The 18471-nt window shown below is 41.4% G+C and carries 12 protein-coding genes; 2 read left to right on the top strand and 10 right to left on the bottom strand.

Going from position 1 to position 18471, the window contains the following annotated elements; genetic code table 11:
• Positions 1–6: 6 nt before the first annotated feature.
• The 3 genes from mfd to HXT28_RS02175 all read right to left on the bottom strand — a co-directional run bounded on the left by mfd (position 7) and on the right by HXT28_RS02175 (position 5316).
• Complete coding sequence (mfd, locus tag HXT28_RS02185; RefSeq protein WP_016637227.1) at positions 7–3585, bottom strand: transcription-repair coupling factor; 3579 nt, start codon at positions 3583–3585, stop codon at positions 7–9.
• Positions 3575–4174: an aminoacyl-tRNA hydrolase gene (gene pth / locus HXT28_RS02180; RefSeq protein ID WP_016637226.1), complete on the bottom strand. Its 600-nt coding sequence runs from the start codon at positions 4172–4174 to the stop codon at positions 3575–3577. The genes mfd and pth overlap by 11 nt, the downstream gene beginning before the upstream one ends.
• 137 nt (positions 4175–4311) lie before the next feature.
• Complete coding sequence (locus tag HXT28_RS02175) at positions 4312–5316, bottom strand: ABC transporter substrate-binding protein (RefSeq protein WP_230469603.1); 1005 nt, start codon at positions 5314–5316, stop codon at positions 4312–4314.
• A gap of 504 nt (positions 5317–5820) precedes the next feature.
• On the opposite strand from HXT28_RS02175, the gene HXT28_RS02170 reads away from it, so the two are divergent.
• The gene (locus tag HXT28_RS02170; protein ID WP_016637223.1) at positions 5821–6612 is read left to right on the top strand and encodes an ABC transporter permease; all 792 of its coding nucleotides are present in this window, start codon (positions 5821–5823) and stop codon (positions 6610–6612) included.
• A gap of 217 nt (positions 6613–6829) precedes the next feature.
• On the opposite strand, the gene HXT28_RS02165 is transcribed toward HXT28_RS02170, so the two are convergent.
• The 3 genes from HXT28_RS02165 to HXT28_RS02155 form a co-directional block, all read right to left on the bottom strand.
• On the bottom strand, positions 6830–10450 hold the full coding sequence (locus HXT28_RS02165; RefSeq protein ID WP_422113601.1) for a UPF0182 family protein: 3621 nt from the start codon (positions 10448–10450) through the stop codon (positions 6830–6832).
• Positions 10451–10590: 140 nt separating this feature from the next.
• The gene (locus HXT28_RS02160; protein ID WP_016637221.1) at positions 10591–11880 is read right to left on the bottom strand and encodes a uracil-xanthine permease family protein; all 1290 of its coding nucleotides are present in this window, start codon (positions 11878–11880) and stop codon (positions 10591–10593) included.
• Between the two features lie 351 nt (positions 11881–12231).
• On the bottom strand, positions 12232–12615 hold the full coding sequence (locus tag HXT28_RS02155) for a DUF488 domain-containing protein (protein WP_064347578.1): 384 nt from the start codon (positions 12613–12615) through the stop codon (positions 12232–12234).
• A gap of 228 nt (positions 12616–12843) precedes the next feature.
• Between HXT28_RS02155 and HXT28_RS02150 the strand changes: the two genes are divergently transcribed.
• Positions 12844–13905, top strand: a complete 1062-nt coding sequence (locus tag HXT28_RS02150; RefSeq protein WP_016637219.1) for a YeiH family protein — start codon at positions 12844–12846, stop codon at positions 13903–13905.
• Positions 13906–13983: 78 nt separating this feature from the next.
• On the opposite strand, the gene HXT28_RS02145 is transcribed toward HXT28_RS02150, so the two are convergent.
• The 4 genes from HXT28_RS02145 to HXT28_RS02130 all read right to left on the bottom strand — a co-directional run bounded on the left by HXT28_RS02145 (position 13984) and on the right by HXT28_RS02130 (position 18382).
• Positions 13984–14775 carry a L,D-transpeptidase gene (locus HXT28_RS02145; protein WP_032814943.1) on the bottom strand — a complete coding sequence of 264 codons (792 nt, stop codon included), beginning with the start codon at positions 14773–14775 and terminating at the stop codon, positions 13984–13986.
• 147 nt (positions 14776–14922) lie between these two features.
• Positions 14923–16011 carry a redox-regulated ATPase YchF gene (ychF, locus tag HXT28_RS02140; protein ID WP_016637217.1) on the bottom strand — a complete coding sequence of 363 codons (1089 nt, stop codon included), beginning with the start codon at positions 16009–16011 and terminating at the stop codon, positions 14923–14925.
• A 52-nt stretch (positions 16012–16063) separates the two neighbouring features.
• Positions 16064–16867: a pyrroline-5-carboxylate reductase gene (gene proC, locus HXT28_RS02135; RefSeq protein ID WP_422113600.1), complete on the bottom strand. Its 804-nt coding sequence runs from the start codon at positions 16865–16867 to the stop codon at positions 16064–16066.
• A 132-nt stretch (positions 16868–16999) separates the two neighbouring features.
• Positions 17000–18382 carry an alpha/beta fold hydrolase gene (locus tag HXT28_RS02130; RefSeq protein ID WP_016637215.1) on the bottom strand — a complete coding sequence of 461 codons (1383 nt, stop codon included), beginning with the start codon at positions 18380–18382 and terminating at the stop codon, positions 17000–17002.
• Between the last annotated feature and the right edge of the window lie 89 nt (positions 18383–18471).

Genomic DNA, 18471 nt, shown 5'->3' with positions numbered 1-18471 from the left:
GCAAATTTACCAAGCGATATCATCGAGAAGTTGACGCACCCAGGAAAGTATTTCATGCTCGCTCATTGCGCTAGACCCAAGAGAAGATTCAAAAGGAGCGGGAATAATAAGCATATGCGTCAGCGGGCGATATTGCATTCCACGATAAATACGATTTAAACGCATTAACACGGATTCCTTTGGATTAACGCCAATCACTCGAACAGTCTTTCCTTGAGAGCTGATTTGCGTAATACCAAGCTCTCGAGCCTTAAAACGCAAGCGAGCAACATCACACAGCGCGCCAAACGCTTCAGGCGGCTCACCAAAACGATCCAACAACTCGTCGTGAAGTTCCTTCAAATCATTATCATTACTCGCCGAAGCAAGCTTGCGGTACGCTTCCAAACGAAGCTTGTCCGAAGCAATATAATCAACTGGAAGCGAAGCTTCAATAGGTAAATCAATAGTTACTGCTACAGCCTCCACGCGCTCCGGCTCTTTATACTGCTCAACAGCTTCTGAAACCATTCGCACGTAAAGATCGAAACCGACGCCTTCAATATGTCCACTTTGCTCATCGCCAAGAAGATTTCCAGTTCCTCGCAGTTCCAAATCTTTCATAGCAACATCAAAACCTGAACCTAAAGCCGTATGTTGAGCAATAGTTGCAAGCCTGTCGTGAGACTGCTGAGTCATTGGTTTAGTCGGATCATACAAGAAATAAGCGTAAGCACGCTCTCGACCGCGCCCAACTCTACCGCGAAGCTGATGCAACTGGCTTAAACCAAATCGATCAGCATGATCAACAATAAGTGTATTCGCGTTAGAAATATCAAGACCAGTTTCAATAATTGTGGTACACACAAGAACGTCGATATCTCGATGCCAAAAATCGCGAATGACAGCGTCAAGCTGCTTTTCGCCCATTTTTCCATGCGCAATAGCAACGCGCGCATCCGGCACAAGCTCATGAATCTTGGTGGCAACAGAACTAATATCTTCTACTCGATTATGAACATAAAATACCTGTCCACCGCGAAGAAGCTCACGCTTTATACAAGCAGCAACTTGTGTATCTTCATAAGCTCCAACATAAGTCAACACAGGGAGACGATCCTCTGGAGGTGTTGCCAAAGTAGACATTTCACGAATACCAGTTACAGCCATTTCAAGCGTTCTTGGAATTGGCGTTGCCGAAAGACTTAACACGTCGACGTTTGTGCGCAAAGCTTTGAGCGTTTCCTTATGCTCAACTCCAAAACGCTGCTCTTCGTCAATAATAACTAATCCCAAATCTTTAAATTTAATATTCGGGTTCAAAAGCTTATGGGTTCCAATAACAACATCCACACTTCCGTCTTGTAATCCAGCTAGAGTATCTTCAATTTCTTTCGCTGTTTGGAATCTACTCATTGCCGCAACTTTTACCGGAAAGCCTTCAAAACGGTTGGTAAAAGTCTCATAATGTTGTTGAACAAGCAAGGTTGTTGGAACTAAAACAACAACCTGCTTAGAATCCTGCACAGCTTTAAAAGCTGCACGCAGCGCAATCTCTGTTTTACCAAAACCAACGTCACCACAAATGAGACGATCCATTGGGATTGGCTTTTCCATGTCTGCTTTTACTTCGTCAATAGTTGTAAGCTGATCAGCAGTTTCTTGATAAGGAAATGCATCCTCCAACTCTTGTTGCCAAGGAGTATCTTTACTAAACGCAAAACCGCGAGACTGCTGGCGTGCAGAGTAAAGTTTAATAAGATTTTCTGCAATTTCGTGAACATGCTTCTTAGCTTTCGCTTTAGTTTGAGCCCAATCTGAGCCGCCAAGCTTATTAAGCTTTGGTATTTCAGCACCAATATATTTGCTAACTAAATCAAGTTGATCTGTTGGAATAAATAATTTATCTGTTGGAGCATTACGTTTACTAGGAGCATATTCAATTACTAAATATTCACGAGTTGCAGTTCCACCTGTTACCGCAATATTACGCTGTTTCATACCAATAAAACGACCAATACCATGCTGCTCATGTACTACAAAATCGCCAGGTTTTAATTCGATTAAGTCGATTGCTTTACGTCTACGTTTTGGCGTTTTTAGCTGTGCTGCAGCAGAAGATTTGCCAGTTAAATCACGCTCAGTAAGTATAGCAATCTTAGCATCGTTATCAATAAAACCATCAGAAATACTTGATTGCAATGTAGTAAATTCATGCACACCCGTCGCATATATAGCTCGTCTTAACCGAGCAAGTGTACCGGATGCTGCAGCAGTAATAGTTACTGCAAAACCACTATCAACAAGTGAAGCAATGCCGCTAGAAACTTTTGATTCATCGCCACGAAACTCTTGAGGCTCACAAACCGGCAAAGCAATATTTCCAGCGAGCTGCTCATCCACACCAAATGACGTTAATTTCCATACATCATGATCAGAAAATTCGAGTGAAGAAATAGTTTCATCGAAATCTAAAAAATTTGCTTGATCGAAAGTAATGGGAGCTCCAGCACCATGACCAGAAGCCGCCACATGCCAGCTGGCTGCCAAAAATTCGTTAGCTGTAGCAGTTACATCTTCTGCAGCTCTGCGACATTTTTCAGGGTCGGACAGCATAATAACAGCATGCTGAGGAAGCATACTTTGCACTGACTCCATATGATCCACTAATGCAGGCAACAACGATTCCATACCCTCCACCGGTATAGAGTTGGCAATTGATTCCAACATATCGTCAGCATTAGGAATAGTGCCAACAAGCGAACGCGCTCGCTCACAAATTTGCGCTGTGAGCTGAAGTTCTCTACAAGGAGTTGCCCACATGCTTTCGATATTATTCCCGTAAGTACGCTGATCTGAAGCATGAAACTGTTTCATACTGTCAATTTCATCGCCAAAAAATTCAATACGCACAGGATGTGTCATAGTCGGTGAAAAAACGTCAATAATGCCGCCGCGAACCGCAAACTCACCACGTTCCATTACCAAATCCACACGCGTATAAGCATTCTCAACTAAACGTTTCACACCATCTTCAAGCGGCAACTCTTTACCACACTCAAATACCAATGGCTCAACGTCACCAAGACCAGCAACCACAGGCTGAATAAGAGAACGAACCGGAAGCACTAGCACGCGAATTGGACCAAACATTGCGCTGCCAACTTCAGGATGGCAAAGCCTACGAAATACAGCGATTCTACTTGCAACCGTATCCGCACGCGGTGAAAGTCGCTCATGAGGTAATGTTTCCCATGCTTCTAATTGCGCAATATCTTGTGGATTCCCCTTATACCAGTCACGAAGCGATTCAGTAAAATCTGCAGCATCTCTGCTCGAAGGAACAATAACAACCACAGGCATATTCTCAGCAAGCGAAGCAGCAAGAGCCGATCGTATGCCAAGAGGTGCAGCAATAGTAAACTCACCTCTTTCTATGGACTCTTGTGAGCTATTTATTGCAGCAATATTATTTTTTGATAATGCACTAAATGTTGTATCTTCACTACACAAATCTAGTAAAATATCTTGCAAACTTATTACTGATATTTCACCACTTTCTGCATGTTGTTGAGACAATTGTTTTGCTTTATTATTAGCGACCATTAAAATGCTCCTGCGTTGCTGCTAGTCCGCGGAAAATCACACTTTCTGCAGCATCAGCACCGTCAGCTAAAAAGTTAGGAAGTTCCGATTTTTGTGATCCAGCAAAACCACCAAGCACCCAATTTACTGTATTATCATGCGCATGAGCACCACGCTGAGCATGACCCACACCCATACGAACACGAGCATATTGCGGCGTTCCAAGTGAACGGTCAATAGATTTAATACCATTATGACCACCTGCAGAACCACCAGCTTTTACCTTAATACGACCAAAATCTAAATCCATATCGTCATGAATAATCACAATATGCTCCGGCTCAATTTGATAATAAGAGCTTATTGAAGCAACAGCAGCACCAGAATCATTCATAAAAGTTAGCGGTTTCGCAAGGAAAAACTTAGCTATGCGACCATCAAGATTCATCATACCTTTGCCAAGTTTTGCTAAGCCCTTGTGGTCTGAAAAAGATACTGACCAACGTTCCGCCAAAACGTCCGCAACCATAAAGCCCATGTTGTGGCGAGTACCCTCATATTTCGTACCGGGATTCCCCAAACCAGCAATAAGCCAAAAATCCGATGCCATGGCACACCACTCCCCATTCAAATATGTAACAAACAGCAAAATGGGCGCATCGATTGTAGTTGACGTAAATTTACAACTACCCGATACGCCCTTACACACTTCAGTCTATTCTAGCAAGACTCAAGTCATTATGTTACTTATTTCAAAAATTCGTCAGTAGTTAATTCCTTAGCTTGAGGAGTTTTATACGTCACTTTACCTTTCGCGTCAGTATAAGCGCCTTCCTTACTTAGGAAATCAAAGTATGCTTGAGCACCTTTCACATCATTCGTGCCGAATACAAACTTGCCGCTTTTTATGTCTGCACGATTGCCCCAATATTGTCCATCTACAATCATCTTCATGCTTCGCTTTACGAATTTTACATCAAGATTAGCTTCTGGTGCTTCTTTTACCAAAATGTTTGCTGCTTCATCTGGATGATTGTACGCATACTCATACCCGCGTTTTACTGCCTGCACGAAAGCGCGAACAAGCTTCGGATTGCGCTTAACTGTATTCGCGTGAGTAATAATACCAATAGTATCTTGCTGACCTGGAACACCGTAATCAGCTTCTTTAAAGCAACGCAACTTCGGGCCAAACATTTCAGCTTGCACCCCTTCCCACGTGCCATAAAAACCACCAAAATCAGCTTTACCTGATTCAAGCGTACGGAATGTAGAAGTTCCAACAGTTACTTTATCAAACTTACCTTTACCACCATCATGCTGAATCATTCGTCGAATCACTGCATCACCTTCTGCAGAACCAAACGTTGCGAAAGTCCTGTTATCGAAATCTTTAGGAGAATGAATTGCAGTGTTTTTAGCAAGTGCACACCAAATTGCACTCGGCTTTTGCTGAACTTGCAGAACTTCTTTTAATTTCGCACCTTTAGTGCTGAAATCTGCAAGATTAGTAGTGTTACTCAATGCAAAATCAGCAGCTCCTGAATCAACAGCATGTTCTGCACCAGTTTGAGACACAGCCAAAATATTTACATGTAAACCAGCTTGTTTAAACCAGCCCATATGTTTTGCTACATACACTCCAATATGGTTAGTATCTGGTATCCACGACAGCATAAACGACACATTGTGAAGACCAGACTTATTATTTTGCTGAGTATTGTTTGAGGTGCACGCGCACAGAGACATCATGCAGCATGAACTTATTAATACTGCTACCACACGAATAATATTTTTATTAAATTGCCAACAAAAAATTCGCGTTTTACGCCATAATTGACATATCATGAGTTCCCTAACTTTCTGCGTATACCATTTTCTGGGAATGTGACACGAACTTGGCAGAAAACGGTAACAAGGTCCTAGCCCGCGCCGTTCAATGCCCCCGAAAACTCGTAATTCGGTTTGCCACACATTGACTCACGAAACGTCTCGATTATGCACTTATAGAAAGACAAACAAGCAAAGCAATCAGCAACCGCAACATTCAACATGCTTGACGAAATATCATGACACAGTTTATTACGTATTATTACGTAACAAAATATGTTTGTATAGCACATAACACATTTCATACCAGCCGTATGATATTTTCATACAAGAAAAACTTATTACTATTCACGTTGTTTGATTGGGGCAGCAGTCAAACAACTACAACAAGCATTACGGCTTGTATATTGAAAGGAACGATATTCCATGACGCGCGCGCGTTGGAAATCACTACTGCATCGTTATCTGCCAACAGTAATTTCTATTATTACGTTACTAATTTTTTGGCAGCTTTCTTGCGAGTTCTATAAAATTCCAGAAAATTCTATTCCAACTCCTACAGATATCGCTAAAGCAACATGTGACGTATGGCCGCAATTATGGCCTGCAACTCTTGCAACTATTGAAGAAACAGTTATTGGTTTTAGTCTTGCCATTGCGTGCGGCATCTTACTGGGCGTACTTTTCCACGTATGCAAGCTGGTTCACGCAGCACTATTTCCGCTACTTTGTGCTGCGCAAACGTTACCACTTATTTCGATTGCCCCGCTATTTCTTATATGGTTCGGTTTCGAAATGTCTGGAAAAATTGTTATCGTAACTATTTTTAGCATGTTCCCTATTGCTGTTCAAACAATTAGAGGACTTGATGCTGTACCAAGTTTTTACAGTGATGTAGCTCTCACGTGCGGAGCTGGACGAGTTTGGACGCTTTGGCATGTGAAATTGCGGGTTGCAGCGCGCCAAATTTTTGGCGGTATTCGCATTAGCGCAGCCTACGTTTTTGGCGCAGCTACTACTGCAGAATATCTTGGCGCTCGTCAAGGACTGGGTATTTGGCTACAGGCTGCATACAATTCTTTCCGCACTCCGCTTATTTTTTCTGCAACTTTCGTAATTATTGCGTTTACTGCATTGCTTATGGGAGTAGTCAATATTAGTGAGCGTCTGCTTCTTGGTCCTGTAAGCGACGACGAAGATCCAGATAGTCAGCTTTAAATCACCGTTAAAAACTCAGCTAGCAAACTGAGAAAGTAACAGTATTCAACAAAACACCGTTAAAAACTCAGATAATGAGCTGAGAGATTAACGCTCACAACCCAACCACCATTAAGAACTCAGCTCATTATCTGAATTATTAACACATCTATAACAATAGCCGTTATTATCTCAGCTACAAAACTGAGATAATAACGGCATAATAACAGCAATTCTACTACTTTGCAGATTCTTCTTTCATAGCCTCGCCAATAGCATCGCTTAGCTCCTTTTGAGCTTTGCCATACGCTTCCCAATTGCCTTCGCGCATAGCAACATCGGAATCCTTTAATGCTTGAGCTGCGCGCTTAAGAGCAGCTTTTAATTGTGGACTCATTGCAGATGAGTTTTTAGTTTCATTTTGCTTAGAAGGACTTTGCTTATCATCTTTACTGTTATCACTTGTTTGAGATTCGTCGGTCTTACCAGCAGCATTATTTGATGCATCCCCTGCCGAAGCTCCGGAATTTCCACCAAATACTTGGTCAAGCGCCTCATCTAGTGTGTCAGCAAAACCAACCTGATCTCCGAAAGCTACCAGTACTTTCTTAAGCAATGGATAGCTCGTAGAACCACTCGATTGCACATACACAGGCTCAACATAAACTAAACCACCGCCCAATGGCAAGGTAAGCAAATTACCGCGCTTAACTTTCGTAGATCCAGATTCAAGCAAATTCAACTCTTTAGATACGTTCGCATTGGCGTTGAAGTTGTTTTGAGCTTGACCAGGTCCTGGAACATTAGAAACTTTCGGCAATTCTTGCAAACGAATTTTTCCATAATTTGGACTAATTTTTCCTGGAGTATCTCCAGCATCCGAATCAACCGACATGAAGCCTGTTAAGATTTCGCGAGTAATTTTACCTGCTGGAATATATGTTGAAACAAGCGAAAATACTGGCTTCTTCGCATCACCTGTTTGTAAGGTTAAATAGTATGGAGGCTGCAAAATATCTTCACGCTGCGCTTCTTGAGATTCTGTTGGATCAACAGGAATCTGCCAGAAGTCTTCTCCTGAGAAGAATTGACTTGCAGTGTCTACATGATACTTTGCAAGCAAATAACGCTGAACTTTAAACAGGCTTTCTGGATAGCGTAAATGCTTCATTAAATCGCCTGAAATCGTGGAAATATCGCGATAATGTCCCGGGAATATCGATTTCCAAGCCTTAATCACAGGATCCTTTGTATCCCACACGTACAAATCAACAGAACCATCGTAAGCGTCAACTGTAGCTTTTACAGAATTACGGATGTAGTTTGCACGCTGATGAGTCAAGCCCTTAATTGAGCGAGATGTAGTAGTTGTGGAATCTTGAGTTATATTACCGAAATCAGTCATCTGCGAATAAGGGTAGGCATCAGACGTAGTATAGCCGTCAACAATCCACTTAACTCGTCCGTCGACAACTGCAGGATACACGCGCCCATCCAATGTCAAGTATGGAGCAACTTTAGACACGCGAGTCTTAGGATCACGATCGTACAAAATCTGCGAATCATTAGTTACACGATCCGAGAATAGAATCTGATCTGATTCAAAACGAATAGCGTGCAGCAACCTAGAGAAGAAGTTACCTACGCTCGGGCCACCATTACCCTTAAAAGTAGTTAAGGCACCTTGAGAACCTGTTGGATAATCAAACTCCCAAGGAGTTGTGCCTTTTGGAGAACCAACAATAGAATACTCAGGAGCATTTGGAGAGAAGTAAATACGAGGCTCATATTTTTGCTGCTTCGTAAGCTTACCTTGAGTAGGAATACCGTATTCCATAAACTGAGGCTGACCGTCTGCAGTAACCTTATTTCCATAAGCCGCAACCATGCCGTATCCATGAGTGTAAACAGTGTGATCGTTCACCCAGTTACGATTATCATTGCCAGCTAAATCTAGCTCTCTAGCCGCGATAACAGTATCTTGACTCACTCCGTCAATATCGTATTTGTCAACAGAAAGAGTGTCCGCAAAAGTGTAGTATTGCTTTGATTGCTGAAGCTGACGGAATGTTGGAGATGTGACTTGCGGATCGAGCAAACGAATTTGCGCTGTAGATTCTGCTTCTTTTGCTAGAGCGCCAGATTTACCTTGAGAAGTTGCGTTATACGATTCTTTCTTTACATTATTCAAACCATACGCAAACTTCGTAGCATCGATATTTCGCTGAATATAAGGAGCTTCCAGCTCCTGAGCGTTAGGAGCAACCTTAAAACGTTGCAAAAGAGCAGGCCAAACAAAAGACAACACCATAGCGCACACGACTAGCGACGCAACAGCTATAGCAGGTGTTCTCCAAGCCTTAATAGCTACAACGAAACGCGTGCCAATTTTTACGTTTCCATTAAGAGCATGAGACTTTAGCAACCATGCTGTTATAACAGTTCCGACAACTAACGTAATTACAGCCATTGCAATGCTAGAAGGAACACCAGCGTTCATATCTGTGTAAGATCCACCTGTAATCTTAGAACCATCTAAGTTCACAACTGTAAACACATCTAATATTTGCAAAATAGACCAAAAAATAATAACCAGCATAAACCATGCGGAAATTTGACGCCTTGCACTCTTAGTTATACTAAAAATGCCTTTGCCATTTACTGGGAGCGTAATTCTTACAGACCCCATCAAGACGTTTGTTATAACACTAAATAGCAAAGAAACCGCAAGAAGAACAATGAAAGCCCTAATAAAAAGCCTTAATCCCGGCAAAACAAACACGTAGAAGCCGTTATCAAATCCAAACTGCGGATCTTTAATACCAAACGGCTGGTAATTAAACATAAGAAGAATTTGCACCCAGTGATTGTAGAATTGCATTCCAAATACTGCACCTACAATCAAAGACACAACTCCAGCAACATGCATTGCAAGCTTAGAACTTATGCCCTTCTTGGTGTCTAAAATATTTCCTGTTTCTTTAATGTAAGTGCCATCTTCGCTTCCAGGACGCTTTTTAATAGCAATGATTGCAGATAAATACCCAAAAGCTGCCATAAGCAGAGCGTACAAAGCCCAAACGCCGATTTTAGCGGCTAGTTGAATCCAGATTACGCTCTCGAATCCAAGCTGCGCATACCACATGCAATCAGTTATAAACTTCGCAAGACCAAAAACTATTGCCACTACGAAAGCTATTGCTATTACTATTGCAGCAAGAACCCAGCGCCATTTTCTTGAGCCACCAATAAATTTACCTACGTTAAACTCTAATCTCATAGAATGCTTATACTCCTTATTTTTGGTGACTTTATCATCGTTTTTATTGCTATTACTATTATCGCTAATATTGCTAGTATTGCTTTCGCTATTTTCGCTATTTTCGCTATCTTCGCTATTTTCGCTATCTTCGCTAGTATCGCTATTTTTGCGTAAATCGCCTTCGTCTTCTAGTTTTTTCTTAGCTTCTAATAGATCACTAAAGAGGTCACCTAGGTCATCATCGTCACTATCTGCCCAATCTCCTATTTTTTTTGCAAACTTTGAAAAAGTCTTATCTTTGTTTTCACTATTAGACTCATCTTTAGAAGTATCTTTAGCAACATCTTTAGCAACAACATTTGCATTGCTATTATCTTCATCAATGCTTTCTATAACTACATCTTGATCGCTAGAATCATCCGTAGAAGTATCGGCAGAAGTACCGGCAAAATCATTATTTTGATTGCTCTTCTTCTTTCCGTCGCTTGTATAATCGGCACGCTTATATGTCTTACCGTTTTTAGAATTTTTAGCCATATACGCGCCAAAAGCAACCCATGCAATGCCAATGATTATTTCTATAATGACTTTCAACATAAAGTTAATGATACTATACTAATTATTCCCAATCTACTTGTTGTATTTGTTGTGTAATCAAAAATAATTACAAAAAAGCGCGCCCGCAAGTTAATACGAACGCGCTTAAATAGATTACATTAAATCAGATTTTTTAAATACTAAGCAACATCTGGATCATCTTTAGCAATTGTGCCAGTAAGCTTACCAATAGCCTTCATAACGTGATACACAACCAGCACCACAACAGTGCCGATAGCAATACCGTTGAATTGAATACCAGAAATAGCAAACTGGAAGTTAGCAATACCAATAATCATCACAATTGCAGCAATCATAATATTCACTGGCTTATCGAAGTTCACCTTGTTTTCTACCCAAATGCGCACACCAATCATGCCAATCATGCCGTAAAGCAAAGTGGTAACACCGCCCAAAACGCCAGCCGGAATAGAGTTTACAATTGCGCCGAACTTAGGGCAAAGGCTCAAGATAAACGCAAACGCAGCTGCACACCAGTAAGCAGCAGTAGAATAAACCTTTGTTGCAGCCATAACACCAATGTTTTCACCATATGTAGTGGTACCGCAACCACCAAAGCAACCAGCGATAGCTGTTCCTAAACCGTCAGCAAACAACGCAGTACCAATCTTGGAATCGTAGTCGCGGCCAGTCATTTGAGCTACAGACTTTACATGGCCGACGTTTTCCGCAATAAGCACAAGCACAACCGGCAAGAACATAAGCAGCACAGAAAAATCAACTTTTGGAGTATGGAAGTTAGGGAAACCAATCCAAGAAGCTTCTTCAATCTTTTTAAAATCAACTTGACCTTGGAAACACGCATAAGCGTATCCAACAAGAACACCTAAAAGAATATTTAAACGTCCAAGAAGACCACGGAAAATAACTGCAATCAGCATAACAGCAACAAGCGTCACCAATGCAGTATCTGGAGCTTTTTGGAAGTTACCCCAAACAGCTGGTCCTAAATTAAAACCAATAATTGCAACAATTGCACCATTAACTACAGGCGGCATAATAATATCAATCCACTTGGCACCTGCAAAATGTACAAGCACACCAATAATTGCAAGAAGCAAACCGGTGCACATAATGCCAAAACTTGCTACAGCAATGCCTTTATGCGCTGCAGTCACAGCCATAACAGGTGCTATAAGACCAAAAGAGCTTCCTAGATAACTAGGAAGCTTATTTGCATTAATCAACAAGAACAATGCCGTCGAAAGAGCTGTGAACATCAAAGTAGTCGATGGATCAAAGCCAGTAAGAATAGGCACTAAGAACGTAGCACCAAACATTGCAATCACATGCTGAGCACCAATACCAGCAGTACGAGTCCAAGTTAAACGCTCGTCCGGCTCTACCACTTCACCCGGCTTTAATGTTTTGCCATCACCATGAAGTTGCCATGTAAACAACGAATTCATTTCTTCTCCTTGTGAAAACAAGTTCTACAAAACTTTGTGTAACGAGTGATCGCTTTAAAAAAAAAAACAAGCACTCGCTGAGCGCTGGGATGGCAGCTTCTGGGAGGCCTCCTTTGTACCACCGACCCATATGCCAAAGGGAAATTGTAACGTACTGTAATGCAAGTGTCGAGTATACGAAAAAAATAATAAATTCTATGCTTAATTTTGTTGCAATATCAATGAAAATCGGTGTGTCAAATACAGCACAGCAACAGCTCACACATGTTTATAAATACTCACTTTTGTTTATGCAAACGCTGTTGTAGGCATATTAAGTAACACTCACGCAAAATTCCATTTTAATATCAACTACACGAGTAAATTTTGCAAATAGTGTTGCAAAACCAACGCATGGTTTATAGAAGGATTTTTAGCAGCATATACCAGTGTTATCGTTGAATACTGATTGCATAATGCAATAATATGTTCAACAGCTTCACCATTGGCATCAAGCTCATCAACATAACGATGAGAAAATTCATCAAAACGTTCAGAATCGTGATTAAACCATCGGCGCAATTCAGTTGTTGGAGCAATATCTTTACACCATTCGTTAATATGCGCACGCTCTTTACTTAACCCACGAGGCCAAAGCCTGTCTACCAAAATCCTAAATCCGTCATCATTATCGGCACATTCATACACGCGTTTAATTTGCACAATATGATTGCTATTTATACCTTTTTCACACATACCAATTATCTTGCCATTCTAACAAAAATTTTCAATACTCATCGTGCATTGCAAACAATACGAGACACCACATTTTAATATATGGTGATATATCTTGATATATAATGTTAGATTCTGTGATTTTTATATTCGGCGTGTCGCGTGTTTTTTCAGCAAAATGCATCATTATTGGCGAAATCCTTAATTTCATGTTCGATTTTGTCCGATTATGAGAGAATAATGAGCTAAATGGTTACTTTCTTTGATACATGGAAAAAGAAAATCTGCACCATCGATATGGCTCTCATCGCCGTATTGACACTTCTAGCTTCCTTCATCGGTAGCTGGCTTAAGCAATACCCAGGCTTAAAACTACTGGGGGCTCTTATTATTGCGTTGCTTGTTGGCATGGCTCTGCAGCTGCCATTACACGCATACAAAAAGAATAATGATTTACGACGAGCTGGTGTTAAAAGTGCTGCCGGCTTGATTGCAAACAAGCTTCTTCGTCTTGGCATTATTCTCCTCGGTTTTAAACTGAACTTACACGATTTATTTACCAAAGGTATTAAGTGCTTACCTATTGCAGCTGTATTAGTTGCCATAATGGTCTGCGTAACTTATAACATTGCTAAATTGTTAAAGGTAAACCCTCAGCTTGCAATGCTCACCGCAGGAGGCACAAGTATTTGTGGCGCCGCAGCAGTTATGGGTCTTTCTGGCTCAATGCCAGTTCTTCCAGAGGAAGAAGATGAAAAAGAACAGAACGAAGTTATGGCCGTTGCAACCGTTGCAATCATGGGCACCATTTACGCTCTTGCTGAAATCTTCATTCTTCCTCACTTCGGCATGACTAAGCAGCAGCTTGGCATCGCTTCAGGTGCATCTCTTCACGAAATTGCACACGCTGTTGCTGCCGGCGGAGCTTTTGGAAGTATTGATGTTGCAACAATCATGAAGCTAGCTCGCGTTCTTATGCTCGTTCCAGCATCAATTTTCATTGCAATTTGGTGGAATGCTCGTCATTCTAAAGTTGAAGATGGCGGAAAGCATAAGATTAGCTTCCCATGGTTCATGCTTGGCTTCATTGCAGCATCCGTTATTGGAACTTACGTTCCTTTCGTAGCTACACATGCAGCAACTTTAGTTGATGCAGGATATGTTTTCCTCGGCATGGCAATGGCTGCTCTTGGAATTAACGTAAACTTCAAAGTTATTTTCAAACAGGGTCGCACTGCTTTCCTAGCAAGCTTCTTAGCTTCTATTGTTTTAGTTATTTTGGCTTGCTTAGCATCAGTCTTGTTCTTCTAAAGAACTGTACTACGCAACTTTAAAAAGAGGGTCTTTATAAAGACCCTCTTTCCATATCTGATGTACGTTCTCAGAAAGTTAATCAATATGAACAGCTGTTCCTGTAGGAATATGATCATAAAACCATTTAGCATCTGCAACACTCAATCGTACACAGCCATGCGAAGCAGGAGAGCCAAGTTTTACACCTTCAGACGGAATATATTCGCCAAAATTGTAACGCGTTGGAACTGAGTGGAATAAATATTGTCCACCAATAAAACCTACCCAATAATCAGCACCAACACCTTCTGTCGTATTAAAGAAGTGGGTCCCACGCATACCAATCATGTAATCACCATGAGGCGTAGAATTATCCATACCGGAACTTATAACCATCGTGTAAACATTTTTCCCATTCGCAATAACATGTACACGCTGTTTAGTTAAGTTTACTCGCACGCGTAATTGAGAAACAGGAATCCCATCAAGATTCGGATACTTACCCCCTGTAGGCTTCCTCCAAAAATCAGATTTAACTCTTCTAGTATTGCACGATGCTCGTTTGCCACAACGTTTAGTATGTCTTTGTGCAAACTTATGAGAGTCAGCATCATTGTTATTAATATACAATTGATGATTGCCACTATTATTTTGCTTACGTTGAATCAGCATAGCATTCGGCGCTAATAGTTGATAACGTTGTGCAGCAGAAACCATATTAAAAGTTTCAAAACCAATAAAACAGACCCAAGCAATAAACACAATAGTTGAACAAGTACCAATAACAATACGCATAGCCACAGAGGCAGATTGCCACCAATCGCGCACCTTCACAGCACTATGAGTACACTTTCGTATATCGTTCATCAACTTATGAATAAACTGCATTACGTCTCCAACACGAGAAAACAAAAGCGTTGCTTGCTCTAGTCTACCAGTAACTAGAACAAGCAACACCAAAAATAAAATTTATCTTTCAAATGCGAGCAATATCACATATGAAACTTTACATTCTATTTCACTTCTGCAGTAATTTCACACGTTAAACTTAAATTCAACAATGTCACCATCTTGCATCACATAGTCGCGACCTTCAAGGCGAAGCTTTCCTTCTTCCTTAATTTTTGCCATAGAACCATCAGCGGCTACAAAATCGTCGTAAGATACGATTTCTGCTTTAATAAATCCGCGCTCAAAATCAGTGTGAATTACGCCAGCAGCTTGTGGAGCAGTCCAGCCTTTATGAATTTGCCACGCGTGAACTTCTTTCACACCTGCAGTTAAGTAAGTTTGCAAACCAAGGATGTCGAAACCTACGCGTGCAAGCTGGTCCAAACCAGACTCCTTTAAACCAGCATCTTCAAGCATTTCACGAGCATCAGCTTCGTCAAGTTCAGTAAGCTCAGACTCAAATTGAGCATTCAAGAAGATTGCTTTAGCAGGAGCAACGGAAGCAGATAAACGTGCTTTCAAATCTTCATCAGCCAACTCTGAATCATCTACATTAAATACATAAATAAACGGTTTAGCAGTGAGCAAGTGTAAATCATATACATCGTTTTTATCAATAAGCTTTTCGTTATGAGCTTGGTCAATCGTTTTACCAGATTCAAGAATTTGCTTAGCTTTATTTACAGCGTCAACATATTCCTGCGTAACTTTCTTACCACGCAAATCCTTTTCCAACTTTGGAAGAGCATTGTCAATAGTTTGCATATCGGCAAGAATAAGCTCAGTGTTAATCGTGTCAATATCGTCTGCAGGATCTACTTTGCCGTTAACATGCACGATATCATCATCATTAAATGCGCGAACGACTTCACAAATTGCGTCTGCTTCACGAATATTGGCAAGGAATTTATTTCCTAAGCCTTCACCTTCACTTGCGCCCTTAACAATGCCAGCAATATCTACGAAAGTAACAGTTGCAGGCACAATCTTTTCGGTATGAACCAAGTTAGCTAATACTGGCAAACGACGATCAGGAAGCGGAACAATGCCAGTATTTGGTTCAATTGTTGCAAACGGATAATTCTCCGCCAACACATTATTACGAGTTAAAGCATTAAACATAGTGGACTTGCCTACGTTTGGCAAGCCAACAATTCCAATAGTTAAAGACATATTCACCTAGTGTAGACCAGCGCCGGGAAAGCCGACACAACTTATTCCTATCCTATTTATTTTCGATAGCATCCACTGCAGCAATAACATCCCCTCTGAAGCCGCAAGATTCTAACTCAGCGACACCACGAATAGTGGTTCCTCCTGGAGAACACACAGCATCCTTCATAGCTCCTGGATGCACACGAGTATCCATGTACAATGCACCCACACCTTCAATCATCTTTGCAGCCAAACGGTATGCACAATCACGTTGCAAACCATATTTCACGCCAGCATCCCCTAGCGCCTCTATATACATTGCAGTAAAAGCAGGAGCACAGCTGGAAAGACACATCGCAATATTCATATGTGCCGCATCAACCCGCTCTATTAAAGAAATCGGCTCAAATAAAGCATGAAACATCGAAAGTTGATTATCCGTAAGTGAATGAGCAGTTTCAGCCAACGTCACTCCTTGACCTACCGCAATAGGAGTATTAGGGATAATGCACTGAACATGAGCATTCATGCCAAGTAACTCTTGATAGCGTTCCAGTGTCCAACCTGCTGCTACAGAAATGATTGCAATATTACGCTCGATAATACAATTGGCAATAGGCTTTAGTACTTCAGCAACTTGATGAGGTTTTACAGCTATAATAACCGCCTCGCTTGCCTCACACACTTCTTGAGCAGTATGTAAGGCGTGCACACCAAACTGCGATGCAGTATGCTCAAGTTTTTCAAAATGGCGAGCGCAAGCAACAATATGTTCGCCTTGCACTATGCCGGCTTGTACAGCACCGCGCACAATTGCCTGCGCCATATTCCCGTAGCCAATAAATCCAATATTCCCCAATATTTGAGTAGTCATAACGAACTCCCCCTTGCTAAGCGATATTTTAATAGCACACTGATCAGTAAATGTGCTTACATACAGATGTAAAGCATATCAAACAGTGTTTTATTTGAATACATGTCGAGCCATCACAGCAATATCAAGAATTTATCGCTTATATAATGCTGCTAAATCTCCACGATTAAGCGCTTCATTAAATAAGTGACGAAATACTACGTCTCCATGCAAACCATCATGCTCAAACTCATTTGTAGTCCAGTAATGCGAATGAGCAATACGAGAAAGCGTGTCAAGCTGAAGGCCAGAATCCACATACATGTCATCAAAATAGACTGCTGACTGCAATGGGACTTCATTATTAGCAAGCTGATTCTGGTCATAAATCTTACCGAACTGCTTATCTTTCATTAAACAATCGACAGCTGGTAAGAATGGCTGTAGAGCTTGTTCTTGATCGTACATCCAAGGAAACATTGCTTCTCCAGTAAACAACAGTGGACGAGCTGAACCAGAAAATTCGGGCATACTTTCTCGAACTTGCTGGGCAGCCCACAAAATTGGATGTTCCAATTCACCATCGGCATAAATAAACTCTTGTAACGGCCAATATAGAGGACTCGAAGCAGTAGCATCCATTAAACCATACAAGAATTCATCGCTTAAACTACCTGCAGAAGCTCCACCACCGTGCTTAAACGCTTTCAAAGAGCCATCACCATCTGCAAAAGCGGAATCAAGAAGCCAATGTACTCGCTCAAAACTTGGTTTCATACCAAAGGAAGAGCCCAACATTTGGAATCGTTCAACTGTGAGCTTTTCTCCATTTGGAAGCACAACATCTCCCTGAGCAATACGGTCTGCAATAGCGGCTGCACGAGCAACATCCTGAGGATAGCGCTCATAGAATTGCTCAGTTTTACGTGCCATACGGGGGAAAGTATGCTCATAGACTTCACGCGCATTTGCTGGAACGTGAGGAATGCCTCCTGTTGTAAAACTTGCGATTAATCCTTGTGGGAAAAGCGACAAATATGTAAGCGTAAGGAAACCACCGTAACTTTGACCTAGAGAGACCCACGGTTTTGCGTCAAATTCTGTAAGTCGCAAATGTTCAAAATCGCGAATAATAGAATCAGCTAAGAAACGCTTCAAATACCATGCTTGACGCTCAACACTTACGCCATCATCTGCCATACGCTTCATAGTTGAAGCATCCACTCTTGAAGAGCGTCCTACTCCGCGCTGATCCGGTAAAACTACACGAAAATGCTGAATAGCCTCTTGAATCCAGCCGTCGCTAGAGGGAGAAAGCGGGCGTGGACACTGACCGCCAGGACCGCCTTGTAAAAACACCAACAATGGCAAGTCATCATGTATATGCTCAGGCGCGCAAACTACTCTGCAAAATAATCGAAGTGTCTCGCCTTTAATAGCACCACCTGGAGTGTTGCCTTCCCAATCAAGCGGCACATCAATCGCACGTTCTTCAATATGCAATCCCGGAACATAGTAACTTGTCAGCAATGCCATTTCACATTCCCTTTCTGTACTCGCGTGCTACATTGCAACTATCAATTACACACTCTATTCATAAATCATACTCAAGTTTGATTGTTCTA

This window comes from Gardnerella washingtoni (assembly GCF_049262705.1).
Classification (GTDB): domain Bacteria; phylum Actinomycetota; class Actinomycetes; order Actinomycetales; family Bifidobacteriaceae; genus Bifidobacterium; species Bifidobacterium vaginale_D.
Note: the sequence above shows the minus strand (reverse complement) of the source record. Positions and strands in the feature narration are given on the sequence as shown.